The organism is Streptomyces sp. NPDC107454, assembly GCF_055582885.1.
The window spans coordinates 62,776-88,614 of sequence record NZ_JBVJPA010000013.1 but is presented as its reverse complement, the minus strand read 5'-3'; the positions used below and the strand labels follow the sequence as shown (position 1 = coordinate 88,614).

At 71.6% G+C, this 25,839-nt stretch carries 24 protein-coding genes; 14 read left to right on the top strand and 10 right to left on the bottom strand.

The features are described from left to right. Positions 1-9: 9 nt before the first annotated feature. A complete protein-coding gene (locus ACZ69M_RS31435; RefSeq protein WP_470055121.1) occupies positions 10-1,158 on the bottom strand; it encodes a lipid-transfer protein in 1,149 nt (382 codons plus the stop codon). A 102-nt stretch (positions 1,159-1,260) separates the two neighbouring features. On the opposite strand from ACZ69M_RS31435, the gene ACZ69M_RS31430 reads away from it, so the two are divergent. Continuing rightward, positions 1,261-2,865, top strand: coding sequence for a FadD3 family acyl-CoA ligase (locus ACZ69M_RS31430; protein WP_470055119.1), 1,605 nt, complete (start codon positions 1,261-1,263; stop codon positions 2,863-2,865). Between the two features lie 2 nt (positions 2,866-2,867). Here the strand turns inward: ACZ69M_RS31430 and ACZ69M_RS31425 are convergent, their stop codons facing one another. From ACZ69M_RS31425 to afsR, 3 genes are all read right to left on the bottom strand, one after another. Continuing rightward, positions 2,868-3,914: a hypothetical protein gene (locus tag ACZ69M_RS31425; protein WP_470055117.1), complete on the bottom strand. Its 1,047-nt coding sequence runs from the start codon at positions 3,912-3,914 to the stop codon at positions 2,868-2,870. An 86-nt stretch (positions 3,915-4,000) separates the two neighbouring features. After that, entirely contained in the window at positions 4,001-4,171 is a 171-nt protein-coding gene (locus tag ACZ69M_RS31420; protein WP_351420578.1) for a hypothetical protein, read from the bottom strand. 216 nt (positions 4,172-4,387) lie between these two features. Further along, positions 4,388-7,348, bottom strand: coding sequence for an SARP-family global regulator AfsR (afsR, locus tag ACZ69M_RS31415; protein WP_470055115.1), 2,961 nt, complete (start codon positions 7,346-7,348; stop codon positions 4,388-4,390). 275 nt (positions 7,349-7,623) lie between these two features. Here afsR and ACZ69M_RS31410 point away from each other — a divergent pair, with 275 nt between their 5' ends. From ACZ69M_RS31410 to ACZ69M_RS31380, 7 genes are all read left to right on the top strand, one after another. Next, complete coding sequence (locus tag ACZ69M_RS31410; protein WP_470055113.1) at positions 7,624-8,895, top strand: amidohydrolase family protein; 1,272 nt, start codon at positions 7,624-7,626, stop codon at positions 8,893-8,895. A gap of 83 nt (positions 8,896-8,978) precedes the next feature. Further along, positions 8,979-9,884 (top strand): TIGR03619 family F420-dependent LLM class oxidoreductase, encoded by a 906-nt coding sequence (locus ACZ69M_RS31405; RefSeq protein WP_470055555.1) that lies wholly within the window; start codon positions 8,979-8,981, stop codon positions 9,882-9,884. A 74-nt stretch (positions 9,885-9,958) separates the two neighbouring features. Beyond that, on the top strand, positions 9,959-10,735 hold the full coding sequence (locus ACZ69M_RS31400; protein ID WP_403404580.1) for an SDR family NAD(P)-dependent oxidoreductase: 777 nt from the start codon (positions 9,959-9,961) through the stop codon (positions 10,733-10,735). 99 nt (positions 10,736-10,834) lie between these two features. After that, positions 10,835-11,953 carry an LLM class flavin-dependent oxidoreductase gene (locus ACZ69M_RS31395; protein WP_079089897.1) on the top strand — a complete coding sequence of 373 codons (1,119 nt, stop codon included), beginning with the start codon at positions 10,835-10,837 and terminating at the stop codon, positions 11,951-11,953. A 13-nt stretch (positions 11,954-11,966) separates the two neighbouring features. Next, complete coding sequence (locus ACZ69M_RS31390) at positions 11,967-13,697, top strand: N-acyl-D-amino-acid deacylase family protein (RefSeq protein ID WP_470055110.1); 1,731 nt, start codon at positions 11,967-11,969, stop codon at positions 13,695-13,697. After that, entirely contained in the window at positions 13,694-15,169 is a 1,476-nt protein-coding gene (locus ACZ69M_RS31385; protein WP_470055108.1) for an aldehyde dehydrogenase family protein, read from the top strand. The genes ACZ69M_RS31390 and ACZ69M_RS31385 overlap by 4 nt, the downstream gene beginning before the upstream one ends. A 334-nt stretch (positions 15,170-15,503) precedes the next feature. Continuing rightward, a complete protein-coding gene (locus ACZ69M_RS31380; RefSeq protein ID WP_470055106.1) occupies positions 15,504-16,085 on the top strand; it encodes a hypothetical protein in 582 nt (193 codons plus the stop codon). Between the two features lie 114 nt (positions 16,086-16,199). Here the strand turns inward: ACZ69M_RS31380 and ACZ69M_RS31375 are convergent, their stop codons facing one another. The 3 genes from ACZ69M_RS31375 to ACZ69M_RS31365 form a co-directional block, all read right to left on the bottom strand. Next, positions 16,200-16,499 (bottom strand): type II toxin-antitoxin system PemK/MazF family toxin, encoded by a 300-nt coding sequence (locus tag ACZ69M_RS31375; RefSeq protein WP_388144839.1) that lies wholly within the window; start codon positions 16,497-16,499, stop codon positions 16,200-16,202. After that, on the bottom strand, positions 16,496-16,726 hold the full coding sequence (locus tag ACZ69M_RS31370) for a hypothetical protein (RefSeq protein ID WP_099922080.1): 231 nt from the start codon (positions 16,724-16,726) through the stop codon (positions 16,496-16,498). The genes ACZ69M_RS31375 and ACZ69M_RS31370 overlap by 4 nt, the downstream gene beginning before the upstream one ends. Before the next feature lie 68 nt (positions 16,727-16,794). After that, the gene (locus tag ACZ69M_RS31365; RefSeq protein WP_470055104.1) at positions 16,795-17,415 is read right to left on the bottom strand and encodes a helix-turn-helix domain-containing protein; all 621 of its coding nucleotides are present in this window, start codon (positions 17,413-17,415) and stop codon (positions 16,795-16,797) included. A gap of 85 nt (positions 17,416-17,500) precedes the next feature. Between ACZ69M_RS31365 and ACZ69M_RS31360 the strand changes: the two genes are divergently transcribed. The 5 genes from ACZ69M_RS31360 (at position 17,501) to ACZ69M_RS31340 (ending at position 21,415) form a co-directional block, all read left to right on the top strand. After that, the gene (locus ACZ69M_RS31360; protein ID WP_470055102.1) at positions 17,501-18,346 is read left to right on the top strand and encodes an alpha/beta fold hydrolase; all 846 of its coding nucleotides are present in this window, start codon (positions 17,501-17,503) and stop codon (positions 18,344-18,346) included. 95 nt (positions 18,347-18,441) lie between these two features. Further along, positions 18,442-19,200 (top strand): SDR family oxidoreductase, encoded by a 759-nt coding sequence (locus ACZ69M_RS31355; RefSeq protein ID WP_470055100.1) that lies wholly within the window; start codon positions 18,442-18,444, stop codon positions 19,198-19,200. A gap of 64 nt (positions 19,201-19,264) precedes the next feature. Next, positions 19,265-20,206, top strand: coding sequence for an SDR family NAD(P)-dependent oxidoreductase (locus ACZ69M_RS31350; RefSeq protein WP_470055098.1), 942 nt, complete (start codon positions 19,265-19,267; stop codon positions 20,204-20,206). A 29-nt stretch (positions 20,207-20,235) separates the two neighbouring features. Continuing rightward, positions 20,236-21,006, top strand: coding sequence for a TetR/AcrR family transcriptional regulator (locus ACZ69M_RS31345; protein WP_470055096.1), 771 nt, complete (start codon positions 20,236-20,238; stop codon positions 21,004-21,006). An 82-nt stretch (positions 21,007-21,088) separates the two neighbouring features. Then, complete coding sequence (locus tag ACZ69M_RS31340) at positions 21,089-21,415, top strand: hypothetical protein (RefSeq protein WP_470055095.1); 327 nt, start codon at positions 21,089-21,091, stop codon at positions 21,413-21,415. Here ACZ69M_RS31340 and ACZ69M_RS31335 read toward each other — a convergent pair. Both ACZ69M_RS31335 and ACZ69M_RS31330 read right to left on the bottom strand, forming a co-directional pair. Further along, a complete protein-coding gene (locus ACZ69M_RS31335; protein ID WP_470055093.1) occupies positions 21,395-21,778 on the bottom strand; it encodes a winged helix-turn-helix transcriptional regulator in 384 nt (127 codons plus the stop codon). The genes ACZ69M_RS31340 and ACZ69M_RS31335 overlap by 21 nt on opposite strands. A 199-nt stretch (positions 21,779-21,977) precedes the next feature. Then, entirely contained in the window at positions 21,978-23,279 is a 1,302-nt protein-coding gene (locus ACZ69M_RS31330; protein WP_470055091.1) for an ABC transporter permease, read from the bottom strand. 110 nt (positions 23,280-23,389) lie between these two features. On the opposite strand from ACZ69M_RS31330, the gene ACZ69M_RS31325 reads away from it, so the two are divergent. Then, positions 23,390-23,995 carry a TetR/AcrR family transcriptional regulator gene (locus ACZ69M_RS31325; protein WP_352044194.1) on the top strand — a complete coding sequence of 202 codons (606 nt, stop codon included), beginning with the start codon at positions 23,390-23,392 and terminating at the stop codon, positions 23,993-23,995. 163 nt (positions 23,996-24,158) lie between these two features. Here the strand turns inward: ACZ69M_RS31325 and ACZ69M_RS31320 are convergent, their stop codons facing one another. After that, a complete protein-coding gene (locus tag ACZ69M_RS31320) occupies positions 24,159-25,694 on the bottom strand; it encodes a CehA/McbA family metallohydrolase (protein WP_470055089.1) in 1,536 nt (511 codons plus the stop codon). Between the last annotated feature and the right edge of the window lie 145 nt (positions 25,695-25,839).

The window sequence follows — 25,839 nt, the reverse complement described above, 5'->3', positions numbered from 1 at the left end:
CTCGGCTCCTCAGTTCCTCAGCAGGATCGCGGAGGTGGGGACGCCCTCCCCCGCCGTGACCAGGCAGGTGGCGGCGCCGGGGACCTGGGCGGTGCTCGTGCCCCGCAACTGCTTCACGCCCTCGTTGATGAGGTTGAAGCCGTGGACGTACGCCTCGCTGAGTCCGCCCCCGCCGGTGTTGAGGGGCAGCCGGCCCCCGATCTCCAGGGCGCCGCCCTCCGTGTAGGCCGCGCCCTCGCCGCGTCCGCAGAAGCCGTAGCCCTCCAGGGAGAGCGGGATCAGGGGGGTGAAGGCGTCGTAGATCTGGGCCACGTCGACATCGTCCGGGGTGAAGTCGGCGTGTTTCCACAGGTGCCGGGCGGCGGTCCAGGCGGGGCCTGTGAGCGGGTCGTCGTTCCAGTAGTTGACCATGCCGTGGTGCTGAGCGGGCAGCCCCTGGGCGGCGGAGTGGACGTACACGGGCCGCTGCCGGCAGTCCCGCGCGCGCTCGGCGGACACGATCACGCAGGCCAGCGCGCCGTCCGTCTCCAGGCAGTTGTCGAAGAGGCAGAGGGGTTCGCTGATCCAGCGGGAGGTCATGTACATCTCGCGGGTCAGCGGGCGCTCGTACATCATCGCGGCGGGGTTCTGGTTGGCGCGGTTGCGGCAGGCGAGGGCGACGTTGAACAGGTGGTCGCGGGTGGCGCCGTACTCGTGCATGTAGCGACGGGCCAGCATGGCTATCTCGTCGGCCGGTCTGAGCAGCCCGAAGGGGCGGGTCCACTGGGCGGGCGTGGGGAGTTGGACGGCGGTGTTCTTCCACGGCCTGGGCCCGCTGCCCCGCTTCCGCGACCGCCAGGCCACGCCCACCGTCGCCTGGCCGGTGGCGACGGCGGCGGCGAGGTGCGCGACGGTGGCGCAGGAGCCGCCGCCGCCGTAGCCCACCTTGCTGAAGAAGGTGAGATCGCCGAGGCCGACCGCCTTCGCGACCTCCACCTCGTCGGTCTCCTCCATGGTGTAGGAGGCGAGCCCGTCGACCTCGGAGGGCGCGATTCCGGCGTCGTCGAGGGCGGCGAGGATCGCGCGGCAGGCCAAGGTCTTCTCGGGCTCGGGGAGTTGCTTGGCGAAGGGGGTCTGACCGATGCCGACGACGGCGGTGGCGTCCTTGATCCCCGGCATGGGTGCACCTCCACGGAAGGGCCCGACTGCTGACAGGCCGTCAGGCTACAGCTAATCTGACGGGTAGTCAGCTAGTGGGTTCGCGGCTACGGGAGGCGTGAGATGCGCGGAGACCTGGAATGGGGCAGCATCCCGGGGCTGATGCGGTCGGCGACGACACGCTTCGCGGACCGCGAGGCCGTCGTCGAGGGCCGTACGCGGATCTCCTACGCCGAGCTGGGCGCCCGCGTCGAACGTGCGGCGGCCGCCTGCCTCGCGAACGGCGTACGGCTCGGCGACCGGGTCGCCATCTGGGCGCCGAACACCCTGGACTGGATCGTCTCCGCCCTCGGCGCGGTGTCGGCGGGCGCGGTGCTCGTCCCGCTCAACACCCGCTTCAAGGGCACCGAGGCGGCGTACGTGCTCTCCCGGAGCCGCGCCCGGCTGCTGTTCGTGACGGGGACGTTCCTGGGGACGTCGTACGTGGCGTCGCTGCGGCGGGCGGCGGGGGAGAGGGCGGAGGCGGGGGAAGGCGCCGGGGACGGCCCCCTCCCCGGACTCCCGCACCTGGAGCAGGTCGTGGTGCTCGCCGACGACGCCCCCGCCGACTTCCGCACCTGGAAGGACTTCCTCGCGGACGGGGAGGGTGTCGGGGCGGCGGAGGTGCGGGAACGGGCGGCGGCCGTGCCGGGATCGGCGCCGTCGGACATCGTCTTCACCTCGGGCACGACGGGCCGGCCCAAGGGCGCCGTGATCACACACGAGCAGAGCCTGCGGGCGTACGAGGTGTGGTGCGAGCTGGCCGGTCTGCGCCGGGAGGACCGCTATCTGATCGTGAACCCCTTCTTCCACACCTTCGGCTACAAGGCCGGGGTGCTCGCCTGTCTGATGCGGGGCGCGACGATGATCCCGCAGCCGGTGTTCGACGTGGACACGGTGCTGGCGAACATCGCCTCCGAGCGCGTCACGGTCCTGCCGGGCCCGCCGACCCTCCACCAGTCCCTCCTCGACCACCCGGCACGGACGTCGTACGACCTGTCGACGCTGCGTCTGGTGGTCACGGGAGCGGCCGTGGTCCCCCTCCGCCTGGTGGAACGCCTGCGCACCGAACTGGGTGTGGAGACGGTCCTGACCGCGTACGGCCTCTCGGAGGCCAGCGGATTCGTGACGATGTGCCGCCGGGGCGACCCGTCGTCGGTGATCGCGTCGACCTCGGGCCGGGCCATCCCGGGCGTGGAGGTACGCGTGGAAGCGCCCACGGGTTCCCCGGGTGAGGTGCTGGTCCGCGGCTTCAACGTGATGCGGGGCTACTTCGAGGACGCCGAGGAGACCGCCCGCGTCCTGACCCCCGACGGCTGGCTGCGCACCGGCGACGTGGGCCTCCTGGACCCGGCGGGCAACCTCCGCATCACCGACCGCATCAAGGACATGTTCATCGTCGGCGGCTTCAACGCCTACCCCGCCGAGATAGAGCAACTCCTCGGCCTCCACCCGGAGGTGGCGGACGTCGCGGTGATCGGCGTCCCGGACGGCCGCCTGGGCGAGGTCGGCAAGGCGTACGTCGTCCGACGCCCGGACTCCGTCCTCACCTCCGACGACCTGATCGCCTGGTCCCGCCGCGAGATGGCGAACTACAAGGTCCCGCGAGCGGTGGAATTCGTACGGGAACTCCCGCGGAACGCGAGCGGGAAGGTGGTGAAGGGGGAGCTGCGGTCCGGGACCTTCTGAAGTTACGGGGCGGGGGTTCCTGAGTCGCGCTCGCGGTCACGGTTACGCTCGCGCTCGCGGAGCCGGGTGAGGGCGGCGTGAATCTCCTCGATCATCGTCGCGGGACGGTGGAAGACGTCCACGGCGGTGTAGCGGAGGAGAAGAAGCACCTCCGGGCACTGGAGTACCTGGTTGAAGCGGGCGACATCCCGGCGGTGCGACTCGCGTGTGCCGTGGTAGGCGTACCCCTCGATCTCGACGGCCAGCCCCTCGGCTCGGAACAGGAAGTCCAGGTAGCGGCGGCGGCCGTCGGGCGTACGGAGTTCGACCTGGCTCTCGGGGTGAAGGCCGCCGTCGTGCATGCGCAGCCGCGCGACGGTCTCGGCGGGGGAACCGGAGTTCGGATCGGCGAGCTTCAGCCGACGGCGGCCGGCTTCCGCTCCGCATATGGGCGCTTCGAGCGCGAGGGAGACCAGGGCGGCGGTCGTGACGGGCGCGCGGCGGACGCCTCCGGCCCGCCGCCAGGTCAGAGCCGATTCGACGGCGACGAGAGCCTCGTCGCGGGGGCCGGCCCGGAGGAGGTCGGCGAGCGTACGGTCGGCGCTCGTGACACGCAGGTCCTCACGCAGGACCACGTCTCCCTCGTCGAGAGGCATGCGGTGTACGAGCACGCCCTTCCCGCCGCTGCGGAGAGTGAGGCCGGGATCGATGAACTCCAGGGCCCCTTCGCCCCTCGGGGTGAGGGTCTCGATCCGCCAGAGAGCGGCCGCCGAACGGTGACTCACGACGAGCCGCGGCTTGAGGAGCTGCACGGCCCGCAACCGAGTGGCGAAGTCCGCGTCCCGGCCCGGCTCGATCCAGGCCCCGGCCTGAACCCGGGTCCACCCCTCTCTCCCGAGCACCCGAAGAAGCGACCTCCGCGCCCACCCGGCCTCCCGGGCACGCGAGGTGAGCAACACGCCCCCTGCGACCAGCTCCCTCTTGAAGCGCAGCTCGGCGCCGTAGAAGGAGGGGACGTTCGCCGACGCGTGAGGTTCGAACGGTTCCCGCCACGGAATGACCTGAACCACGCACCGGACACACGTCGGCCGCGGCGGCTCCCCCTCCGCGCCGCCGCGGCCGATCCCCGTGTGGTGTAAGTCCCCCCCGGTGGGTCTTAGACCGGCTCGCCCGTGGCGTGGACGTTGTCCGTGGTGGCGTCGCCGGTCTCGGCCGGGGCGATCGGGTTCTTGCCGGTGAGAGGCTCGGTGGTCGCGTGGACGTTGTCCGGGCTGACCGTGGGCTCGTCGGTGGCGTGGACGTTGTCGGTGCTGTTGGTGTCGGTCATGACTGGCTCCCCTGCAGTTCTTCGATGCGGTAGGGCGGTAAGGCGGAGAGCGCCCGCCCGGCAACTCCCCCGAGGACCGCCGGGCGGGCACTTCTGGGCCGGTTCACCTTAAAGGTGTGGCCGACTGTCATCCCGTCTGCCCCCCGACGCGACGGATCGACTCGTTGAGAGTGCCGGGCGGCGATAAACGAATGATGAACGCGCAGGCGCACGCTCTCAGGCCACGGCGAGGGGGTTCAGGAGAAGGCGTACGGCATCGGCTTCCGGGGAGCCCAGTGCCTCGAAGATGTCCAGGGATTCACGCCAGCAGACCTGGGCGCGGCCGCTCTGGCCGATGCCGTTCAAGGCGCGCCCCAGCACGGTGAGGACGTTTCCGCGACGCCAGTCGCCGCCGATACCGCGCAGCACGGTCAGCGCCATCTCGGCGTTCGAGGCCGCCTGCGCCGGCCGTCGGGCGGCGAGGTCGACCTCGGCGAGACGGAAGAGCGTCATGCCTTCCCACAGGCGCTGGCGGCTGTCTCTGAACACCTCCAAGGCTTCCTGGAGGCGCTCGGTGGCCTGGAGGTGCTGCCCGCTCTGGGTGAGCGCGAGCCCGAGGGCGTAGCGGCCGTTGGCGCCCTTCAGGGCGTGCCCCATGTCGTCGTACATGTCCGTGCCCTGCTGGGCCAGGGCGACCGCGCTCGCGGTGCGCTCGGTGGCCAGGTGGATGCGCGAGAGGTTGCACAGGGCGCTCGCCTCGCCGGGGCGGTCCTCGCAGGTGCGGAAGTTCTCGATGGCGCGCGTCAGGTGCGCCTCTCCGTCCTCGTGCCGGTTCTGGTAGAGCGCGATCACGCCGAGGATGTTGGACGACCAGCAGCTCGTCAGCGGGTCGGCGGAGGCCAGGGCCAGCTCCAGGGCGCGGGTCGCGGCCTGGTCGGCCGGATCGAAGCGGCCGGTGATGTGGTGAACGAAGGCGAGGGTCGTCAGCGCTCGTGCCTCCGCCCGGGTGGCGCCGATCTGCCGCGCGGCGGCGCCCGCGGCTTGGGCGATGTCCTCGTACTCCTTGGAGTTCGCGCCCGATTCGGCCAGGTCGCAGGCGGCCCACAGCAGGTCGACGGCCCGTGCCAGCGTCTCTGCGCCGAACGACTGCCGTACGCAGGCCAGCGTGCAGACCGCTTCCGCGTACAGCCAGTCTTGGGCCTGGTGGCGGTCTTCGAACACCAGGCCCGGGTACGCCGTGGCCTCAAGGTGTTCCACCAACCGGTCGCCGGGCCGGTCGAGCGCGTACACCCCCGCCGCCGTGGCCAAGTAGAAGTCCAGCAACCGCGACATCGCCGCGTCCCGCTCGCTCGGAGGCTGTTCGTCGCGTTCTGCGCAGGCTCGGGCGTAGAGGCGTACGAGGTCGTGGTAGCGGTAGCGGCCGGGGGCGGCGGATTCCAGGAGGGAGGTGTCGACGAGGGATTCGAGGAGGTCCTCGGTGTCGTCGATCGGGAGGTCGAGGACGGCGGCCGCGGCGGCCAGGGAGATGTCGGGGCCGTCGGCCAGGCCCAGCAGGCGGAAGGCGCGGGCCTGGGCCGGCTCCAGCTGGCCGTAGCCGAGTTCGAAGGTGGCCTTGACCGCGAGGTCGCCGGCCTGGAGCTCGTCGAGGCGGCGGCGCTCGTCGCCGAGCTTCGCCGCCAGGACCGAGACGGTCCAGGTGCGGCGGGCGGCCAGCCGGGAGGCCGCGATGCGGATGGCGAGCGGGAGGAAGCCGCAGGCCGCGACGACATCGAGGGCCGCCTCGCGCTCCGACGCCACCCGCTCCTCGCCCACGATCTTCGTGAAGAGCTGGAGGGCCTCCTCCGGGGACATCACGTCGAGGTCGACCAGGTGGGCGCCCGCCAGGTCCACCATCCGTACCCGGGACGTGACCAGGGCCGCGCAGCCCTCCGTGCCGGGCAGGAGCGGGCGGACCTGGGCCGCGTCGCGGGCGTTGTCCAGGAGGACCAGGACCCGGCGGCCGTCCAGGACCGAGCGGTAGAGCGCCGAGCGTTCCTCCAGGGAGTCCGGGATGGAGGAGTCCGCCGTGCCCAGGGCACGCAGGAACGCGCCGAGGACCGTCTCCGGCTCCGCCGCCCGCTGGCCCGCACCTTGCAGGTCGACGTACAGCTGCCCGTCGGGGAACGACGCGCGCGCCTGGTGGGCCACGTGCACGGCGAGGGTCGTCTTGCCGACGCCGCCGATGCCCGCGAGCGCCGAGACGGCCATGACCTGGCCCTCGCCCTCGGCGGAGGAGGCGGAGGCCAGGACGTCGCTCAGTTCCTGGACGAAGGAGGCACGTCCGGTGAAGTCCGTGACCGTGGCGGGGAGTTGGGCCGGGCGGACCGGTGTCGCGGTGGGCTCGGCCGCCGGGGCCGAGGGTTCCGCGAGGCCCGGGTCGGCCTGGAGGATGCGCTGCTGGAGCTCTTTGAGGCCCGGGCGCGGGTCCACGCCGAGCTCGTCGGCGAGGAGGCGGCGCGTGTCGGCGTACACGGCGAGCGCCTCGGCCTGCCGCCCGCTGCGGTACAGGGCGAGCATCAGCAGTTCACGCAGCCGCTCGCGCAGGGGGTGCGCCGCGGTCAGGGCGGTGAGTTCGGAGACGGCCTCCGCATGGCAGCCCTGTTCCAGGTCCATGTCGAGGCGGGATTCGAGGAGTTGGAGACGCCACTCCTCCAGACGGGCCCGCTGGTTCTCCGCGTACGGCCCGGGCACGCTCGCCAGCGGCTCCCCGTCCCACAGGCCCAGCGCCCGGTTCAGCAGGTCGCGGGCGGAGCACAGGTCGCCGGCGTGCTTGGCCTTCTCGGCGTCGGCGGCGAGTTCCTGGGCCTCGGCGAGGTCGAGGGAGCTGTCGCTCGCCGCCAGCCGGATCGCGTAGCCGCCGGACTCGCTGATCAGGACGCCGGGGTCCAGGGCCTTGCGGAGCCGGGAGGCGTACGTCCGCACCGCGGCCAGCGCCTGGGGCGGGGACTCCTCGCCCCACAGGGCGTCGATCAGCTCGCCGGACGTGGCCGTCCGGCCCTCCCGCAGCAGCAGCGCGGCCAGCAGGGCGCGTTGCTGCGGGGACCCCGTCGGCAAGGAATCCTCGCCGCGCCAGGCGCGCACCGGTCCGAGCACGCTGAAGCGCAACGCCGCCGATTCCCCGGCACGTCGCTGCTCCGGCACCCGCGGTACACCGTCCATCGCCGTCCCCCTGCCGAACCGTCAGTTCTACGAGGCCAGTTTGCCTTGTTCATGGCGGATGCGTCAGCCGTGCGAGACAGCGATCACAGGCCCGCACACCGTACAGGCACGGGGAATCACAGGGCTCTCACAACCTCTGCGCACATCTCCGCACAGAGTCGCCCATTCCAGAGGCGTATGGGGGTGTATGGCGGCGGAGCGGACGGCCGGGGGGCTGTCGACGGGTGGCCCACAGGTAGCTGACGGGTCGTCAGATCGGCGCTACCGTGAGCCGTATGGAGACCACGAGGACCACTGAGGCCGCCCAGGCGTCCACGACCCCGTTCCCGAAGATCATCTCCGTGGACGACCACACCGTGGAGCCCCCCGGCGTCTGGCGCGACCGCCTCCCCGCGAAGTACCAGGACACCGGACCCCGCATCGTCCGCGCGCCGCTGAAGGAGATGACCTTCCTCGGCGGCAGGTTCGCCCCGGTGATGGGCGGGCCCGGCGACGACGGCCCCATCGGCGACTGGTGGGTCTACGAGGACCTGCACCGGCCCCTGACCCGCCTCGACACCGCCGTCGGCTACGACAGGGACGAGATACGGCTGGAGATCATCACGTACGAGCAGATGCGGCCCGGCTCGTACGACGTTCCCCAGCGTCTCGCCGACATGGACGTCAACCACGTCCAGTCCGCGCTCTGCTTCCCCACCTTCCCGCGCTTCTGCGGCCAGACCTTCACCGAGGCCAAGGACCGTGAGCTGGGCCTGCTCGGAGTGCAGGCCTACAACGACTGGATGGTGGAGGAGTGGTGCGGCCCGGCGGCCCACGGCCGGCTCGTCCCGCTCACCCTCGTACCCCTCTGGGACCCGGAACTCGCCGCCGCGGAAGTGCGCCGCAACGCCGCCCGTGGCGTCCGCGCGGTCGCCTTCTCCGAGATCCCGCCCCACCTCGGACTCCCCTCGGTCCACACCGACGACTGGGACCCCCTCCTCGCCGCCTGCGACGAGACCGGCACGGTCATCGCCATGCACATCGGCTCCAGCAGCAGGATGCCGTCGACCTCGGCCGACGCGCCGCCCGCCGTCGGCTCCACCATCACCTTCGCCAACTGCTGCTTCTCGATGGTCGACTGGCTGATGAGCGGCAAGTTCGAACGCTTCCCGAACCTCAGGGTCATGTACGCGGAGGGCCAGATCGGCTGGATCCCCTACATCCTGGAGCGCGCCGACGTGGTCTGGGAGGAGAACCGCGGCTGGGGCGGCGTCGCCGACAAGGTCCACCGCCCGCCGTCCGAACTCTTCGCCGACCACGTCTACGGCTGCTTCTTCGACGACGCGTTCGGACTGAGGAACCTCGACGCCATCGGGGTCCCGAACGTCCTCTACGAGACCGACTACCCCCACTCCGACTCCACCTGGCCCAAGTCCCGCGAGGTCGGCGAGGCCCAGATGGGGCACCTGGACCCGGACGTGGTGGAACGGATCGTCCGGGGCAACGCCATCGAGCTGCTGGGGCTGACGGAGGACGGGCTGTGGCCCGGACCGGGAGGTCCCCGTTGAACCAGTCCCCGCCCAACCAGGCGGCGTCGAACCAGTTCCCGTCGAATCCGGCGCCGACGGATCCCGGACCCCTGCTCTACGGGATGCAGCTCCCCATCCAGTCCCAGAGCACCCTCTACGCCGAGCCCTGGGAGGCGGACGCCGGTCCCGGCGAGCTCGTCGCGGTCGCCCGTGCCGCCGACCGTGCCGGCTTCGCCTACGTGGCGAGCTGCGACCACGTGGCCGTCCCGCGCCGTCTCGCGGACGCGATGAGCACGATCTGGTACGACCCCGTCGCCACCCTCGCCCATCTCGCGGGCGTGACCGAGCGCGTACGGCTGCTCAGTCATGTCGCGGTCGTCGGGCTGCGGCATCCGCTGGTCACGGCCAAGCAGTACGCGACCCTCGACCACCTCTCCGGCGGGCGGCTGATCCTCGGGGTCGGCGCCGGGCATGTGGAGGAGGAGTTCGCGGCGGTGGGCGCCGACTTCGCGCGGCGGGGGGCGGTGCTCGACGAGTCCATCGACGCGCTGCGCGCCGCTCTGGGGGCGGACGAGTTCCCCGTGCACCACGGGAAGCTGTACGACTTCGAGGGGCTCGGGCAGCGGCCCCGGCCCGCGCAGGAGCGCGTACCCGTGTGGGTGGGCGGTTCCTCGCCCGCCGCCGTGCGCCGGGCCGCGCTGCGGGGTGACGGCTGGCTGCCGCAGGGCGATCCGCGCGAGCGGCTGCCGGAGCAGATCGCCCGCCTGTACCGGATCAGGGAGGAGGCGGGGATCTCCGCGCCGCTCGTCGTCGGGGCCATTACCGAGCCCCTGTACGTCGGCACGCCGGACTGGCATGTCGGGCGGCGCACGGTGACCGGGGCCCCGGAGGCGGTCGCCGAGTCGTTGCGGGCGTACCGGGCGATGGGGGTGCACCAGATCCAGGTGCGGTTCCGGGCGCGAGGGCTGAGCGAGCTCGTCGACCAGATCACGGCGTTCGGCGCCGACGTCGCGCCTCACCTCGGCTAGACGGGGCCCCATCTCAACCCGATCGTGCCTCACCTCGAGCAGATCGCGTCTCACCTCAATCAGGGAGTCAGGGCATGGGCAAGCTGGACGGACGCGTCGTCATCGTCACCGGGGCGGCGCGCGGGCAGGGCGAGCAGGAGGCGCGGCTGTTCGCCGCGGAGGGTGCCAGGGTCGTCGTCGCGGACGTGCTCGACGACCGGGGCGAGGACGTGGCCAAGGAGCTGGACGCGCTCTACGTCCACCTCGACGTGGGCCGGGAGGACGACTGGGCGGCCGCCGTCGCCGCCGTGAAGGGCGCGTACGGGCGGATCGACGGGCTGGTCAACAACGCGGGCATCCTGCGCTTCAACGCCCTCGTCGACACCCCGTTGGACGAGTTCCTCCAGGTCGTGCAGGTCAACCAGGTCGGCTGCTTCCTCGGGATCAAGACGGTGGCGGGGGAGATCGCCGCGGCCGGCGGGGGCACGATCGTCAACACCGCCTCGTACACCGCGATGACCGGGATGGCGGCCGTGGGCACGTACACGGCGACCAAGCACGCCATCCTCGGTCTCACCCGGGTCGCCGCGCTGGAGCTGGCGCACCAGCGGATACGGGTCAACGCCATCTGTCCGGGCGCCGTCGACACCCCCATGTCGAACCCGGCCCAGCTCGACCCGACGGCCGACCCCGAGGAGATGACCAGGGCCCTGGACGAGCTGTACAGCAAGCTCGTGCCGCTCGGGCGGGTGGGCAGGCCCGAGGAGGTCGCCCGGCTCGCCCTGTTCCTGACCTCCGAGGACTCCTCGTACATCACCGGGCAGCCGTTCGTGATCGACGGGGGGTGGCTGGCGGGGGTCAGCGTGATCTGACGGCCAGTCAGCTATTGACGGTGCAGGCCCGTGGTGCAACAGTCGGCGGCAAGCCAATCTGACGGATAGTCAGAAACTTACTGGGGACGGTGAACCTCCTTGGAATTCGGGCTCTTTGTACAGGGATACGTGGGCAAGCGCGCCGAGACCGACCCGCTCGCGGAGCACAAGGCGCTGATGGAGGAGACCGAGTACGTCATCCAGGCGGACAAGTCCGGCTTCAAGTACGCCTGGGCGTCCGAGCACCACTTCCTGGAGGAGTACTCGCACCTCTCGGCGAACGACGTCTACCTCGGCTACCTCGCCCACGCCACGGACCGCATCCACCTCGGCTCGGGCATCTTCAACCCGCTCGCCCAGGTCAACCACCCGGTGAAGGTCGCCGAGAAGGTCGCCATGCTCGACCACCTCAGCGAGAACCGCTTCGAGTTCGGCAGCGGTCGCGGCGCGGGCAGCCACGAGATCCTCGGCTTCCTCCCCGGCATCACCGACATGAACTACACCAAGGAGATCTGGGAAGAGACCATCGCCGAGTTCCCGAAGATGTGGCTCCAGGACGAGTACGTCGGGTTCCAGGGCAAGCACTGGCAGCTCCCGCCCCGCAAGGTGCTCCCCAAGCCGTACGGGAAGGCGCACCCCGCGATGTGGTACGCCGCCGGGTCGCCGCCCTCGTACGCCATGGCCGCCCGCAAGGGCCTGGGCGTGCTCGGCTTCAGCGTGCAGAAGGTCTCCGACATGGAGTGGGTCCTCCAGCAGTACAAGACCGCCATCGTCGACGCCGAGCCCGTCGGCGCCTTCGTCAACGACAACGTGATGGTGACGACCACCGCCATCTGCGCGCCGACGCACGAGGAGGCGATACGGATCGCGGTCGGCGGCGGACTGCACTACCTCCCCTCCCTCGTCTTCCGCTACCACGACACCTTCCCGCGCCCCGAGGGCTTCCCCGTCTGGCCGGAGACGCTCCCCGAGTACAACGCCGAGTTCGTCGAACTCCTCATCGAGGAGGAGCTGTTGATCTGCGGCGACCCGGACGAGGTGCTCACCCAGTGCAAGCGCTGGGAGCAGGCGGGCGCCGACCAGCTCTCCTTCGGGCTGCCGGTCGGGGTCCCGAAGGAGGAGACCCTGCAGACGATCCGGCTGATCGGGGAGCACGTGATCCCGAAGATCGACACGGATCCGGTGCACCGGACGACCCGTTTCCGCCAAGCGGTCTGAGGAGGGTGCGGCCATGCTCGACCACGTCATCAAGGGCGCGACCGTCGTGGACGGCACGGGCGCGCCCGGCTACACCGCGGACGTCGGCATCCGCGACGGCCGTATCGCCGCGATCGGCACGGTCACGGAGGCGTCCCGCACCAGCGAGGACGCCTCCGGTCTCGTCCTCGCGCCCGGGTTCGTCGACCCGCACACGCACTACGACGCCCAGCTCTTCTGGGACCCGTACGCCACCCCGTCCCTGAACCACGGGGTGACGACGGTCGCGGGCGGCAACTGCGGCTTCACCCTCGCCCCGCTGAACCCGGCACGGCCCGAGGACGCCGACTACACCCGCCGCATGATGTCCAAGGTCGAGGGGATGTCGCTGGTCGCCCTGGAGGAAGGGGCGCCCTGGAGCTGGCACGGCTTCGGCGACTACCTCGACGCCCTGGAGGGGCGGATCGCCGTCAACGCGGGCTTCATGGTGGGGCACTGCGCGCTGCGGCGGTACGTGATGGGCGCGGACGCGGTGGGCGGCCAGCCGACCGGGGAGCAGCTGGAGCAGATGCTCGCCCTCTTCCACGAGGCGATGGACGCTGGCGCCTGGGGCCTGTCCACCACCCAGTCCTCCACCCACTCCGACGGCGACGGGAAACCGGTCGCCTCCCGGCACGCGAAGCCCGCGGAGCTGCTGGCTCTGAGCAGGGCCGTCGGCGAGCACGAGGGCACCCAGATCGAGGCGATCGTCGCCGGCTGCCTCGACCAGTTCAGCGACGACGAGATCGACCTGTTCGTCGAGATGAGCGCGGCGGCGGGCCGCCCGCTCAACTGGAACGTGCTGACCATCGACGCCGCCGTCCCCGAGCGCGTACCGAGGCAACTGGTGGCGAGCGAACGGGCGCGGAAGGCGGGCGGCCGGGTGGTGGCCCTCACCATGCCGATCCTCACCCCCATGAACATGTCCCTGGGCACGTTCTGCGCGCTGAACCTGATTCCCGGGTGGGGCCCGATCCTCGCCCTGCCCGTCCCGGAGCGCATCGCACGGCTCAGGGACTCCTCCGTACGCGCCGAGATGCTGGCCCGCGCGAACAGCAAGGAGGCGGGCGTCTTCCGCCGTCTCGCCGACTTCGGCCGGTACGTCATCGGGGACACCTACAGCCCGGCGAACGACGGCCTCACCGGGCAGGTCGTGAAGGACATCGCGGCCCGGCGCCACCAGGAGCCCTTCGAGTGCCTGGTCGAGATCTGCGCGCACGACGACCTGCGGACGGTGCTGTGGCCCATGCCCACCGACAACGACACCGACTCCTGGACGCTGCGCGCCGAGACCTGGCAGCACCCGGACGTCATGCTCGGCGGCTCGGACGCGGGCGCGCATCTCGACCGCATGTGCGGGGCCCCGTACACGACCCGCTTCCTCGGGGACTGTCTGCGCGGGCGGAAGCTGACCACGCTGGAGGCGGCCGTGAAGATGCTCACGGACGACCCGGCGCGCCTCTTCGGACTGAGGGAACGCGGGCGGATCGCGGAGGGCTTCCATGCGGACCTCGTGCTGTTCGACCCGGAGCGCGTCGACGCCGGCAAGGCCACCCTGGTGCACGACCTGCCGGGAGAAAGCCCCCGGCTCGACTCCAAGGCGATCGGCATCACGGCGGTCTGGGTCAACGGGGTCGAGTCGATCAGGGAGGACGTGGTGACGGGCGCCGTACCGGGGAAGGTGCTGCGCTCCGGCCGGGACACGGAGACGGTGAGTACGAGGTGACCGGCGTGCGGGGGGCGGGCGACGAGCAGCGGCTGTTCATCGGCGGCTCGTGGGTGGAGCCCGACGACGGGCACTACGAGGTGATCGACCCGGCGACGGAGGGTGTCGTCGGGAGGGCGCCGGAGGCCTCGCGGAAGCAGGCGCACGCGGCCGCCGCCGCGGCCCGGGAGGCCTTCGGACCGTGGTCGCGGACGCCTCCCGAGGAACGCGCGGCGCTCCTCGGCCGGGCGGCGGACATCATCCGGCGCAACTTCCTCTCCTACGCCGACCTCGCCCAGGCCGAGAGCGGTGCCACGACCGGGACCGCGCGCGGGATGCAGGTGGGGGTGGGCGCGGCCCGCTTCCGGCGCTACGCGCGCGTGGAGCCCGTCGAGCAGCCGCTGCCGCCGCAGATCAACGAGGCCGGGCCGTTCGGGAAGGCGGCGGTCATGGGCGCCCTCGCCGTCCGTCAGCCGGTCGGCGTCGTCACCTGCGTCACGTCCTACAACAACCCCTGGGCCAATCCGGCAGGCAAGATCGCCCCCGCCCTGGCCATGGGCAACACGGTGGTCGTGAAGCCCGCCCCGCAGGACCCGCTGTCCGTGTACCGGATGGCGGAGGCCCTGGAAGCGGCGGGCGTACCGCCGGGTGTCGTGAACGTGGTGAGCGGTTCGCGTCCTGAGGTCGGCGAGGCGGCCGTGGACTGCGAGGACGTGGACATGGTCAGCTTCACCGGCTCGACGGCGGTGGGGCAGCGGATCGCCGAGGTGTGCGGGCGCGGGATGAAACGCCAGCTGATGGAGCTGGGCGGGAAGGGCGCGGCGGTCGTCTTCGACGACGCGGACGTCGAGTCGGCGGTGCTCGGCATCGGCACGACGTTCTCCTTCTACAGCGGCCAGATCTGCACGGCGCCGACGCGGGTGATCGCGCAGAGGGGGATCCACGACCGCCTGGTCGAGCAACTGGCCGCGTATGCGGGACGGTTGACGGTCGGGGACCCGCGGGAGCCCGGTACGGTCGTCGGGCCGGTCATCTCGGCGGCCCACCGGGACCGGGTCGAGGCCTACGTCGAACTCGGCCGCAAGGAGGGCGCGCGGATCGTCACGGGCGGCACGCGCCCTCCGTACGACCGCGGCTTCTACGTCGCCCCGACCCTCCTCGCGGACTGCACCCCCGACATGCGGGTGGTCCGCGAGGAGATCTTCGGGCCCGTCGTCGTGGTCGTCCCCTTCGACGACGAGGAGGAGGGCGTCGCCCTCGCCAACGACAGCGACTACGGGTTGATCGACTACGTCTGGTCCGGCGACGTCGCACGCGCCTTCCGCGTCGCCCGCGCGCTGCGTGCGGGCGGGGTGGGCGTCAACACCGTCGGCCGCAACATGGAGGCACCGTTCGGCGGCTTCAAGAAGAGCGGGGTGGGGCGGGACGTGGGGTCGTACGCACTGCACGCGTACAGCGAGGTGCAGGCGATCGTGTGGCCGTCGGGTGGCTAGGGCCTGTCCGGCGGATCATGCCGCAGACGCGGGGCTTGGCACGCCCATCTGCGGCGTTGTCGTCGGTTGCCGACGCTCCGCGTCGTCGCCCTCCTCCGCCTTGCAGCTGGACGCACCAAGCCCCGCTCACCAGCGTCGATGAAGCACCGCCGGTTTCCTGCGACTTGATCCGCCGGACAGGCCCTAGGGCCTGATTCGGCCGGGCGGGCCCTGGGCCCGCCCGGAGCGGCAGGGTGTGTCATCCGGGCGGGGGTGTCGAGAGCGTCCGGCATGGCGCCGGGGACCGCGGCGCCACACGGCGGATGCTGATGGCTCCCGCCCGCAGGAGAGGCCCGTGAACGACCTCAGCCCTCAAGCAACCCGAAGGCCCGCATCCACCGGAGCCGGATCCGACTCCGCCGGCCAGGCCGGGGTCATCGGTATCGGACTCGCCGCCGTGCTGACGTTCGCACTCGCGCAGGGTTCCTGGCAGTGGTTCTCCACGTACATCGGGGTGACGCTTCTTGCCGTGATCTTCGCCTTCCAGCGACGGCCGCCATGGACGCCCGGCGTCCGATCGGCGTACATGCGCGGCCTGGTGGCGTATTCGCTGGTCGTCGGCCTGTGCGTGGCGATCGCACTGGCCCCCATGATGCAGCGCTGGGCCTGGCTGTTTCCGATGCCGGGCACGCGGAGCGGGTGCGAGGGGACGGGCAGGTACGAGGCCATCCGGTCGAGGGCCGCGCTGGCGAACCTGGCCGACAGCGACGTCGCCGCCCTGGCGTACGCACAAGTGACCCAGAGCGGCAAGGCCGTTGCCGACTGCCTGGCAGCCACGACGACCCTGTGGCTGCCCGTGTACGGAGCCGGGGCCGCCGTGCTCGTAGGCGCGTGCGCGTGGACCCGCGACCGGGCTCGGGCGACGAAGGGGACCTAGGGACTGTCCGGCCTCGGCCCGGTCACCCCGAGGCCGGCTTCCAAGCTCTTCCTCGGCTACGACCGGCCGTGGTGGGCCGTAGACCGCCGGGGGGACCTGTCGGCCGGCCGGGGTCTACAGGTCGAACACGGCCCGGAGGCCGATCTCGACGGCCTCCATGACCCGTTCGTCGACAGGGCCCAGCTCTTTGGTGAAGCGTGGGGCCGACAGGGTCCGGAACTCGCCGAGCACGACGGTGCCCGAGGAGGGGGCGTCGACCGGGATGTCGACGAGGGTCGCTTCGCGCACCTGCTGCGGGTAGACGAGTACGCAAGTGGCCGTCTTGTTTTGCGTGTTGAGGGCGTCGGAGGAGATCACCAGGGCGTGCGCGGGGCCTCCGGCGAACGACAGCTCGTAGACGTGGCCGCGCTTCACCTGCCCGCCACCCGCGCCCAGCGCTCCAGGGTGGCGTCCTCGCTTTCGGCGGGCTCCGCAGCGGTGATCACTATGCCTGCCTCGGCCCGCATCCGCGCGGACTTCTCCAACTCTTCGGCGAGCATTTGTCGGCGCAGTATCCGCGCGGTGTACGCAGAGGCATTCCCCTTGGCCTTCACGAAGGCAGCCACTTCGTCGGGGAGGCTCATCGTCATGTTGACCGTCATGTGGACATCGTACGGTGAATGTGATGGCGGGTATGGCGAATGTGGAAACACCGGCCCCGATGGGGCGCTCAGGCCTCGTCCCTGAGGCCGGTGCGCTGGATCTGGCGGGCCAGGGTGCGGCGTGCGGAGGGGGATCCGGTGGGGGTGGCCGTCGAGGAGGCGGGGGTGTCGAGGGCGCGGCTGATCTCGTCGTAGGCGTGCCGGTGGCCGTCGGGCAGCGCGGTCCGGTGCAGCCGCAGGTCCGCCTCGACCAGGCGCCGGAGCTCGTCGACGTTCTGGGGCGTGAAGTGTTTCCGGCCCCGGGCGACGGCGTTGACGTGGCGCGTGCAGTGGGCGGTGTCCTGGAGGGTCTCGGAGATCTCCTCGGCGAGGCCCCAGAGGCGCCCCTCCAGCCAGGGGGTGTCGTGCTGGTCGAGGGAGAGGCGCGGCGTGGGCGACGGGTCGTCCCCCTTGTGCTTGGCGACCTGCTTGGACACGGCGGGCTGACTCATGCCGGTGAGGCGGGCGATCCTGTCCTGGGTCCAGCCGAGCTCGGCGAGGAGCCTGATCATCTCGGCGCGCAGCCGGCGCATCTCCTCGCCCGCGCGGATGACGTCGTTCATGTCGGCGAACATCCGCTCGGCCTGCGCCTCGGTCAGGGGCTCGGCCGGGGGCTCGGGAGTGCGACGCGTGTCCTCTTCCACTGCCATAGCTCGGTTATATACCCAGGTCGAGTGTTTCCAGGCAGCCATAACCCGGTTGTATAACCCGGTTATGGCTGTCAGGATCCGCGTCATGCCCACCTTCACCGCACCTGACGGAACCCGCCTCGCCTACCGCCTGACGGGAGGCGGGAGCGGAGACGGCGGCGGCGATCCGGTCCTCTGTGTCCCCGGCGGCCCCACGGACTCCCGCTACCTCGGCGACCTCGGCGGCCTCTCCCTGCACCGCCGGCTGGCCGTCCTGGATCTGCGCGGTACCGGCCGGTCCGCGCTCCCGCGCGACACCGCCGGCTACCGCTGCGACCGCCTGGTCGACGACGTCGAGGCGCTGCGCGCGCACCTCGGCCTGGCCCGGCTCGACCTGCTCGGCCACTCCGCCGGAGCGAACGTCGCGACGCAGTACGCGGCCCGGTATCCGGAGCGCGTCGGCAGGCTCGCCCTGATCGGCCCCGGCACCCGAGCCGTCGGCATCGAGGTCACGGGGGAGGCGCGGCGCGCACTCGCGCGGCTCAGGGAGGGTGAGCCGTGGTTCCCGGCGGCGTTCGCCGCGCTGGAGGCGATCGGTGCCGGGGCGGGCGGCGACTGGGAGGCCGTCGCCCCCTTCTTCTGGGGCCGTTGGGACGCCGAGGCGCGCCGGCATCATGAGGCCGCCCGGCCGGGCAACGAGGAGGCCGTGGCCTTCTTCGGGGCCGAGGGCGCCTTCGACCCGCCCGCCACCCGCGCGGCGCTCGCCGCCTGCCGAACCCCCGTCCTGCTGCTCACCGGGGAGTTCGACCTGAACAGTCCGCCCGGGGCGACGGCCGAGTTCGCGGGCCTGTTCCCCGACGCGCGGCTCGTGGTGCAGCCGGGCGCCGGCCATTACCCGTGGCTCGATGACGCCGGGCGGTTCGTGGCGACCGTAGCGGCGTTTCTGGGCTGAGCGCGGTTGCCGGTAGCGCTGCTACCGCAATGGTGTTAGCGTTGCTCTCATCGGGTGGTGAACGCCGCTACCGCGCCCTATCGAGGAGCATCGTCATGACCGAGCACTCCAGCACGTCGGAAACGTCCCGCCGGGCGGCCGTCGTCACCGGCGGATCCCGCGGAATCGGCCGGGAGACCGCCGAGCGCCTCGCGGCCGACGGTTACGCCGTCGTCGTGAACTACGCGGGCAACGAGGCCGAGGCCGACAAGACCGTCGCCGCGATCACCGAGGCGGGCGGCGAGGCGATCGCCGTCCGCGCCGACGTGGCCGACGAGACCGAGGTGGCCGCCCTCTTCGACGCCACCGAATCCACCTACGGCGGGGTGGACGTCGTCGTCCACGCGGCCGGTGTCATGACACTCGCGCCCCTGGTCGACCTCGACCTCGACGCGCTGGACCGCATGCACCGCACCAATATCCGCGGCACGTTCGTCGTCGACCAGCAGGCGGCACGACGGCTGCGCGCGGGCGGCGCGCTCATCAACTTCTCCAGCTCCGTGCTCGCGCTCGCGATCCCCGGGTACAGCGCGTACGCCGCCACCAAGGGCGCCGTCGAGGCCATGACCCTGATCGTGGCGCGCGAGCTGCGCGGCCGGGACGTCACCGTCAACGCCGTGGCCCCCGGCCCGACCGCCACCGCCCTCTTCCTGGACGGCAAGGACGAGGAGACCATCGCGCGGATGGCGGCCCAGCCGCCGCTGGAGCGCCTCGGCACCCCCCGGGACATCGCCGAGGTGGTGTCCTTCCTCGCCGGCCCCGCAGGCCGCTGGGTCAACGGCCAGGTGCTGCGGGCCAACGGCGGCATCGCGTAACTCGTCACGGCTCAAGAGGAGTTCAGCCATGGACGCAGCCACGAATTCGGTTTCGGAGTCAGTCATGGAATCAGCCGCGGATTCGGCCAGGGACGCCGCCGCGCGCAAGACGATCGTCATCACGGGGGCCGGATCCGGCTTCGGCGCGCTGTCCGCCCGTGCCCTCGCCCGCGCCGGGCACACGGTGTACGCCGCGATGCGGGACACCGGCGGGCGCAACGCGGCCCGGGTCGCGGAGGTCGAGGCCTACTCCGCCGAGCACGCGGTGGACCTCCGCACGGTCGAACTCGACGTCCTGTCCCAGGAGTCGGCGGACGCGGCGATCACCACGGTGCTGGCGGAGGCCGGCAGGTTGGACGTGCTCGTCCACAACGCCGGGCACATGGTGACCGGCCCGACGGAGGCCTTCACGCCCGCCGAACTGGCCGCGGTGTACGACACGAACGTGCTGGGCACCCAGCGGGTCAACCGGGCCGCGCTGCCGCACCTGCGGGCCCAGGGACACGGTCTGCTGCTGTGGGTCGGCTCCACCTCCACGCGCGGCGGCACCCCGCCGTACCTGGCGCCGTACTTCGCCGCCAAGGCCGCGATGGACGCGCTCGCCGTGTCGTACGCCGCCGAACTCGCCCGCTTCGGCATCGAGACGACGATCGTGGTGCCCGGCGCGTTCACCTCGGGCACCAACCACTTCGCGAGCGGCGGCCACCCCTTCGAACAGGCCGTGCTCCCCGCCTACGAGGAGCACTACGCGGGCCTGATGGACCAGGTCGCGGGACGCCTGGCGGCCCTCACCCCGCCCGACGCGGACGTGTCGCTCGTCGCCGACGCGATCGTCGACGTGGTGGGCACCCCGTACGGGAAGCGCCCCTTCCGGGTGCACATCGACCCGGCGGACGACGGATCGCAGGAGGTCAGCCTGGTCGCGGACCGTGTCCGCGCCGAGTTCCTGACCCGGATCGGCCTGGCGGACCTGTTGTCCCCCGTGGCGCGGAAGGGGACGGCGTGACCTCGGGCGACTCGGATAACGTCGCTGCCGTGAGCACGTCCGTGAGCAGTACGAAAGCGCGCATCCTCGAAGTGGCGGCCGAGCTGGTGGCGAACTCCCCCGACGGGGACGTCTCCACCCGGGCGGTCTGCGAGGCGGCGGGGGTCGGCGCCCCGGCCCTCTACCGCCACTTCGGGGACAAGGAGGGCCTGCTGTCGGCGGTGGTCGACCACGGATACGAGAAGTACCTCACGACCAAGCGCAGCCGCAGGCCCGGCACGGACCCCATCCAGGACCTGCGCGACGGCTGGGACACCCACACCGACTTCGCCCTGCGCAACCCCAACCTCTACCGCCTCATGAACTCCCCGGCGATGCGTACGCCACCGGCCGCCGCCCTGGAGTCCCACCGCATCCTCACCGCGGACCTGCGGCGCGCGGCCGAACAGGGCAAGCTGCGCCTGGCCCCCGAACTCGCCGCCCAGATGATCATGTCCGCCAACGTCGGCGTGTCCCTGATGCTGGTCTCCCGCCCGACGACCTTCACGGACGAGACCCTGTCGCGCCGCATCCGGGACGCGGTGCACGCGGTGGTCTTCACCCCGGAGGCGACGGGGCCGCAGACCACGTCCGCCGGCGACGAGGAAGCGCGAGCGGAAGCGGAAGAGGCCGAAGAGGCGGCAGCGGAAGAAGTACTTCCCGCCACCGCCACCCACCTCGCCGCCCTCCTCCGCCGGACCCCGAGGCCGGACTTCACCCCGGGCGAGTCCGCCCTCCTGGGCGAGTGGCTGGACCGCCTCTCCCACACGACACCGGAGTAGCCGTACTCAGGCCACGGCCTCACGGTGACCTGAGTACGACATCGGATGCCGACCGGTCGGCACTCTTCGTACCGTCGGCCGCATGGCGAACACCCACACCACCCAGTCCCGGCGCACTCCCCTCCACTGGGCCGGCCTGACCGCCCTCGCGATGCTGGTGCTCGTCACCGGAGGCCTGATCGCCACCTTCGGCCCGCTCCTCGCCATCGCCTGCGACACCTGCCAGGACGGCGTCCGCACACCCGAGTTCGCGAACGCGCTCGTCCTGGTCGCCCGGCTCGGCGTACCGCTCACCACGCTGCTGACGGTCGCCGGGATCTTCCTCCCCCGGGGTGGCGCGAAGGCGGGCGGAATCGGCCTGGGCGCACTGACGGTCCTCATGGTGACGCTACTGGTGCTCGGCCAGTGAGCCGCTCGCCGGAAGGTGGTCCTCCGCCCACACGAGCAAGGCGGCCAGTGGGATGAGGAAGGCGTTGCCGTGCGGGGAGAGTACGTAATGGGTCCGCGAGGACGGGCCGGGCCGGCCGTTTCGGGCGACGAGGCCGACCGCGGTCAGTTCCTGGAGGCGCTGGGCGAGCATGCGGTCGCTGATGCCGGGGACGCGCTCGCGAACCTGCGTGAAGTGGGCCGGGCCTTTGGCCAGGGCCACGAGGATCAGGCCGTTCCAGCGTCTGCCCAGCAGGGCGAAGGCCCGAGTGGCCGCCGGAGGGGGTCCGGCCGGCTGCGGGGGGTCGCACTGGAGTGCCGACTGAGCGTGGCGTGGGGTGGTCATCGTGTGTCCGCTCCGGTCTGGCGCGAGGCGTCACGGTGCCATGCCGCGCGCCGTACGTCGTAGTCGTGGCTGCTTCGGGAGTCGGCCTGTGGGGCGCGCGGGCCGCACCCCCCAGGTGAGGGTGCGGCCCGCGTGGAAGGGGCCGCACCCTTCGTGAGGCCGGCTCATGTGGACGGCCGCGGCCTCGGTGTGCTGCTGCTCAGCCGGCACCGTCGTTGCGGCGTGCGTGCGCGTGTGCGTGCGCGGGACGCCGGTCCAGCGAAGTGATGCCGGACCCCGGCAGGGCCGGGAGCAACTCTCCGGAAGCCGTCGCACCGGTCTTCGCGTTGCGGGCCCCCCGGGATTCCCGCATGACCCAGTGGCCGAACATGACTGCGGTGATCCCGATGACGCTCCACAGAACGAGGACGGCAAGGTGGCCGCCTCCGCTGTTGCCGTCGAAGTACGCGGTGTCGCGAAGCAGGCTGGCTCCGGCGCCGGGCGGCAGCCACTGGCCGATGTCGTTCACTCCCTTGGGGAGCATGTCCGGAGCGGAGGTGGCGCCGGAGAAGGCGTTCCCGACGAAGACCATGAGCGCGGCGCTGAGTCCGAGGCCCGCCGGCCCGAAGAGCCGGATCACCCCGGCAGCGGTGGCGCTGATGGAGAGCAGGTCGAGCGACAGGATCGCCCACGTGGCCACGTGATTGTGGGGCAGCGCCCCGAGGAAACCCTGGGCCACGACGTAGATACCGAGGGCCGCGACGGCGCACGCCACGAGAAGTGTCAGCACCCGGTGCCGCGGGCGTGCCAGGCCGCGAGCCATCGTGACAAACGCTCCGATCATGATGCCGCAGATCGTGAGCGGGAAGACCGATGAGCTGAACACCACGCCCCGGGGGTCGTCCGTGGCGACGGGCACCACGTCGACCGCCTTCACAAGGATCTTCACCGGGGAATCGGCACCGACGACTCCCTGCGGGGCGGCTGCCTGCGGCGCTGCTCCCTGCGGGGCGGCGGCTGCCTTCTTGTGGGCCTTCGCCGAGGAATGAGTACCGGCGGCCTTCTGCTGGTCGGCCTTCTGGATGGCCTTCTGCTCGATGGCCTTCTGTTGGACGGCCTTCTGCTGGGCGATCTGCTGGGTGGCCTTGTCGGCAAGCTGCTGCCCGACCTGAGTCAGAAGCTGGGCCACGGAGGGGCTGGCGGCGGAGGCGCTCAGCACGGTGATGCTGTCGCCGGAGATGGCGAAGGCGCCGTAGACATCCCGGTTCTTGATCGCCGCACGTGCGGCCTGCTGGTCGGGATAGAGGTGGAAGTCGAACGCGCCGGGCCTGGCATGCGCCAGTCCCTCCACCGCGTTCTGGCTGGCGGGCCCGGTGCCCACGATCCCGACCGGGACGTCGCGTGGCGCGATCCGCCCCGCCGGCCAGGCGAACGCCATCACCGCCAGGGTGATCACTATGGGCAGCGCCACGGCGGCAATGGCCACTTCCCGCCATGCCGAGCGTCCTGACAACGGGCTCACGGTCAGCCCTCCCTAAAAAAAGAAATGATCGTTCTATTAGTTCCCCAGTCTGGCCCCCTGCGCGAGCAAACGTCAACACGAATGTTCGTTTTTCTTGATAGAGTGAGGTCATGCCCAAGGTCACCCAGCAGTACATGGACGCCCGCCGCGAGCAGATCCTGGACGCGGCGCGCCGCTGTTTCCTCCGTGACGGTTTCCACTCCGCGTCCATGCAGGACCTGTTCACGGAGGCGGGGCTGTCTGCGGGAGCGGTGTACCGGCACTTCACCAGCAAGGACGAGATGATCCTCGCGATCGCCGAGGAGAACATGCGCGAGGTCCTCGGCGTCACGCTCACGGTCGCCACGAACCGGCAGGACCGATCCATGGGGGCGGTCATGGCGGAACTTCTCGACGTGATTCGGGTCAAGTCCGCTGACGGGAACCTGGCCGGGCTCGCTGTTCTGGTCTGGGGAGAGGCCATGCGCAACCGCTCGGTGGCGCAGAAGCTCGACCAGCTCATGGGCCGCATGCGCGCCGACCTGGTCATCATGGTCCGCGACCACCAGGATCACGGCGACTTGCCCACCAGTGTGACGGCGGAGGCGATCGCTTCGGCGATGCTCTCCGTCCTCCCGGGCTACATCCTCCAACTGGCCCTGCTCGACCCGGCTGTTGTTGCCGGGGTGCCGGAAGCGGTGCGGGCGTTGTGGCCGGAGCCGGCCGGCGAACGCTGAGCGCTCCCGCCCCTTCCCGGTCAGCAGCACCAGTCGGCCGACGGCCCCATCGGGACGTCATGGATCCCGCCCGAAACCCGTGCCGCGTGCGGGCACGGCAACGGACGGGAAGGCCACAAGCCCCGGGCTTCGGCAGCCCGACGAGCACGTCACACCAGCCGACTCACGTCCCGAGGAAAATCGGGTTGGTGAACGCCGCCAACGCCCCCGGTACCGGGCCCACCGCCGTCTCGTGGCGCAACTCCGCGCGCACGTAGGCCGCGTACTGCGCCGTCGTGTTCCACTCCACCGTGCCCGAGCCCGAGACCGGCAACGGGTCGCTCGTGAAGAGGACGCCCTGGTCGGTGACGAGGCGGGCCGTGCAGCGCGGGGCGCCGGTGACCTCCAGGCGGACGGTGACCGGGGTGCCGGGGGCGACCCGCAGGCGTTCGCCGATGCCCGCGTGCTCGCCCTTCGCACCGGCCGCCGAGAACGTCAGGGACACCAGCTTCGACTCCGCCACGTAGGAGCGGCCCGCGCGCAGGCCCTCCTGGATGGCCTCGCGGGTCAGGTCGTCGGCGAGGACGACCGTCTGCGGGGTGCCGACCGGGTCGGGGTCGCGGTGGGCGTCGCTGTTGCCCATCGCCGGGAGCCAGGAGCGGTCGGCGGTGCCCGAACGGACGGCCGCCACCAGCGTGTTGTCCCAGTCCGCGAGGGTCACCTCGTCGTCGGGGGTGTACGGGCCGTTCCACACCTCCACCGCGTCCGCCTCCCCGAAGCCGAACTTCCAGCCGCAGCCGACGCAGGTGGCGTGCGGGTGGGCGGGGACGACGAGGCCGCCCGCGCGGCGGATCTGGCGGGCGAAACGGCTGAAACGGTTGTCGCGGGCCCGGTAGCGCCAGTCGACGAACGTGCCGGGGTCCGCACCGAGGGCCAGCACGTGACCGTTGCGGGTCGTGACCTCCTCGCCCAGCATGATCAGCAGGTCGTCACCGGCCTGGTCCGCCCAGTGGGCGTGCGAGCTGTGCGTGTTGTGGTCCGAGGTGTTGATGAAGTCCAGGCCCGCGGCGCGCGCCAGCGCGGCGATCTCCGCGGGGGTGCGGCGGCCGTCCGAGTACCAGGAGTGCAGATGGCAGTCGCCGCGGTACCAGGCGCGGCCCCGGCCCTTCGCACGGGACGGCGGGTACGTCGGGGCCGGGGTGGCGGCCTGCTCCCCGTACGTCAGCGTGATCGTGACCTCGTACGGCAGGCCCTGCGGCGCCACCGTGTAGGGGCCGAGCGCGATGTGCCAGGTGCCGGCGTGGATCCGGCCGGGGATGTAGCCCGGTGTCGCGTCGTCCGCGCGGACGAAGAACTCGGTGCGCGCGCCGCCCGACCAGCCGCGGAAGCCCTCGCCGCCCAGTGCCGTGCCGCGCTCGTCGAAGAGGCCGATGTCGAGCGCGTTGCCCGCGGTGCCGGCCGGGACGGACGGCTTCTCGTAGGTGTACGCGACGTGGATCTCCCGCACCCCGCGCGGGACCTCCACCGGGAGGTACACGAAGTCCGGTGAACCGGTGGGCAGGGTGCCGGACACCGTACGGGTCTGGGTACGGTCGGCCGCGTCGGAGCCGCTCGCGAAGGTCACGCTTCCCAACGTAAGGGCGGCCGCCGCCCCCGTCACGAACAGCGCGCGTCTGCCGATGCCGTCGAAGCTTTCGATGCCGTGCTCGTCCTCGCACATGCTGCTGCTCCCAGGGTGTCGTGAGAGTGACATGGGTGGTGCACGTTGGCACGTACAACCCTGGTAGTCGGCTGTGAACTGCGGGGCAAGGGAAGGAAATCGACAGCTTTCGGGGAGGCGGCGCGCCTGCCGGGGCCCGACCCGC

What these genes read in the sequence shown, in the direction of transcription:
- ACZ69M_RS31410 (WP_470055113.1), top strand. Translation starts at nt 7,624, where the DNA reads ATGGAGACCACGAGGACCACTGAGGCCGCCCAGGCGTCCACGACCCCG.
- ACZ69M_RS31400 (WP_403404580.1), top strand. Translation starts at nt 9,959, where the DNA reads ATGGGCAAGCTGGACGGACGCGTCGTCATCGTCACCGGGGCGGCGCGC.
- ACZ69M_RS31435 (WP_470055121.1), bottom strand. Translation starts at nt 1,158, where the DNA reads ATGCCGGGGATCAAGGACGCCACCGCCGTCGTCGGCATCGGTCAGACC.
- afsR (WP_470055115.1), bottom strand. Translation starts at nt 7,348, where the DNA reads ATGGACGGTGTACCGCGGGTGCCGGAGCAGCGACGTGCCGGGGAATCG.
- ACZ69M_RS31360 (WP_470055102.1), top strand. Translation starts at nt 17,501, where the DNA reads ATGCCCACCTTCACCGCACCTGACGGAACCCGCCTCGCCTACCGCCTG.
- ACZ69M_RS31405 (WP_470055555.1), top strand. Translation starts at nt 8,979, where the DNA reads ATGCAGCTCCCCATCCAGTCCCAGAGCACCCTCTACGCCGAGCCCTGG.
- ACZ69M_RS31320 (WP_470055089.1), bottom strand. Translation starts at nt 25,694, where the DNA reads ATGTGCGAGGACGAGCACGGCATCGAAAGCTTCGACGGCATCGGCAGA.
- ACZ69M_RS31325 (WP_352044194.1), top strand. Translation starts at nt 23,390, where the DNA reads ATGCCCAAGGTCACCCAGCAGTACATGGACGCCCGCCGCGAGCAGATC.
- ACZ69M_RS31340 (WP_470055095.1), top strand. Translation starts at nt 21,089, where the DNA reads ATGGCGAACACCCACACCACCCAGTCCCGGCGCACTCCCCTCCACTGG.
- ACZ69M_RS31420 (WP_351420578.1), bottom strand. Translation starts at nt 4,171, where the DNA reads ATGACCGACACCAACAGCACCGACAACGTCCACGCCACCGACGAGCCC.
- ACZ69M_RS31335 (WP_470055093.1), bottom strand. Translation starts at nt 21,778, where the DNA reads ATGACCACCCCACGCCACGCTCAGTCGGCACTCCAGTGCGACCCCCCG.
- ACZ69M_RS31370 (WP_099922080.1), bottom strand. Translation starts at nt 16,726, where the DNA reads ATGACGGTCAACATGACGATGAGCCTCCCCGACGAAGTGGCTGCCTTC.
- ACZ69M_RS31350 (WP_470055098.1), top strand. Translation starts at nt 19,265, where the DNA reads ATGGAATCAGCCGCGGATTCGGCCAGGGACGCCGCCGCGCGCAAGACG.
- ACZ69M_RS31365 (WP_470055104.1), bottom strand. Translation starts at nt 17,415, where the DNA reads ATGGCAGTGGAAGAGGACACGCGTCGCACTCCCGAGCCCCCGGCCGAG.
- ACZ69M_RS31390 (WP_470055110.1), top strand. Translation starts at nt 11,967, where the DNA reads ATGCTCGACCACGTCATCAAGGGCGCGACCGTCGTGGACGGCACGGGC.
- ACZ69M_RS31355 (WP_470055100.1), top strand. Translation starts at nt 18,442, where the DNA reads ATGACCGAGCACTCCAGCACGTCGGAAACGTCCCGCCGGGCGGCCGTC.
- ACZ69M_RS31430 (WP_470055119.1), top strand. Translation starts at nt 1,261, where the DNA reads ATGCGCGGAGACCTGGAATGGGGCAGCATCCCGGGGCTGATGCGGTCG.